General features: G+C 38.1%; 2 protein-coding genes. Both read left to right on the top strand.

Annotation, left to right across the window (positions count from 1 at the left end; translation table 11 throughout):
• A partial coding sequence (locus GMD6S_RS08940) for an aminotransferase class IV (RefSeq protein ID WP_000530233.1) occupies positions 1 to 780 on the top strand: 780 nt, incomplete at its 5' end.
• Positions 781 to 875: 95 nt separating this feature from the next.
• Entirely contained in the window at positions 876 to 1,676 is an 801-nt protein-coding gene (locus GMD6S_RS08935; RefSeq protein ID WP_000751033.1) for an excalibur calcium-binding domain-containing protein, read from the top strand.
• The last annotated feature ends 111 nt before the right edge of the window (positions 1,677 to 1,787 follow it).

Genomic DNA, 1,787 nt, shown 5'->3' with positions numbered 1-1,787 from the left:
ATTGGTCTCTTGCTTCCAAATGGACGACGGATTTTCAATGTCGCCATTCGGACTATTCAACTGTACCAAGAAAAAGCCATCTATGGAGTTGGCGGAGGGATTACTTGGGATAGCACTTGGGAATCTGAATACCGTGAGGTTCATCAAAAGGCGGCTGTTCTCTATCGTAAACAAGCACGTTTCCAACTGATTACGACTGGGAAAATCAGCCAAAAACAACTGCTGTTTGAAGATCAACATCTGGAAAGACTGACAAAGGCTAGTCGATATTTTGCCTATCCTTTTGATCCAGAAAACCTGAGACAAAAGATAGAGAAAGAGTGTCAAGTTTGTGATGTTAATCAAGACTACCGCTTACGAATTAGTCTCAGCAAATCGGGAGAGATAGAACTCAGTCGCCAAATCTTAACACCCTTCAGTCCAAGTTTCTGCAAAGCCAAACTTTGTCTGCAAGAGGCAGATTTGAATCAATCATTTACCTACTTTAAAACAACCCATAGACCACACTTAAGTCTAGGGGAACAGGAAATCATTTACCATAATGTAGCAGGAGAATTGCTTGAAACCTCTATTGGAAATCTGGTCTTAAAAATTAATGGTAAGCTCTACACACCTCCTATCAATCTAGGGATTTTGCCAGGAATCTACCGCCAGCATTTGCTGGAAACAGGACAGGCAGAGGAAAAAGTTCTGACTGTGCCAGACTTGGACCAAGCGGAAACTATCTATGGCTCTAATGCAGTCAGAGGCTTGTATGAGTTGGAAGTGAATTCTAAATAAACTTTATAAATCAAAAAATATAATGTATATATTGAATTGTTGAATTAAGTTTGATAAAATAAAAAGAAAACGATGTCATTTTATAGGAGGAAATGATGAAAAAAACAATTTTGCTGAAAGTGATTCTTACTGTTTTTCCAATTTTAGGTTTGTTTGCTCAACCGGTTAGTGCAGAAGAAAATATTCATTTTTCTAGTTGTAAAGAAGCATGGGAAAATGGTTATTCTGATATCCATAGAGGAGAGCCTGGATATTCTTCAAGACTAGACAAAGATGGTGATGGGATAGCTTGTGAACGTGCAAATGCACCTCGGGGAGTCTTTAAACCACGCCAGTCTAGTCCACAGAATAGAGTTTCTTCTAGTGGATGGGTTAAGCAGGATAGATATTGGTATTATTATTCTGACAATGGTAATCTAGTAACCAATTCTTGGAAAGGAGATTACTATCTCAAATCAGATGGAACAATGGCTCAGAGTGAGTGGATATATGACTCATATTACAAGGGATGGTATTATCTCAAATCGGATGGTTCGTATGCACGAAACACATGGATAGGAAGTTACTACCTTAAAGCAAACGGAAAGATGGCTCAAAGTGAATGGATTTATGATTCATCATACCAAGCTTGGTATTATTTGAAATCAGATGGATCCTATGCCCAAAATGCTTGGCAAGGCGCTTTTTATCTCAAAGCGAACGGTAAAATGGCACAAGGTGAGTGGATATATGACTCTTCTTATCAATCTTGGTACTACTTGAAATCAGATGGTTCATACGCTCGTAATACTTGGCAAGGAAATTACTATTTGAAATCAGATGGTAAAATGGCAAAGAATGAGCGAGTTGATGGTGGCAGATACTACGTAGATGGTTCTGGTCTTTGGAAACCATAAATCAGAATAATTTCTAGGAAGTTAATGCAAACCTTTGCACAAAATGGACGATTTTGTTATACTATATCTGTAAGCATTTTCAATTAAAAAGGAGAAGACGATGAGTCAAAA

Source organism: Streptococcus sp. GMD6S, assembly GCF_000297015.1.
Note: the sequence above shows the minus strand (reverse complement) of the source record. Positions and strands in the feature narration are given on the sequence as shown.

What these genes read in the sequence shown, in the direction of transcription:
- GMD6S_RS08935 (WP_000751033.1), top strand. Translation starts at nt 876, where the DNA reads ATGAAAAAAACAATTTTGCTGAAAGTGATTCTTACTGTTTTTCCAATT.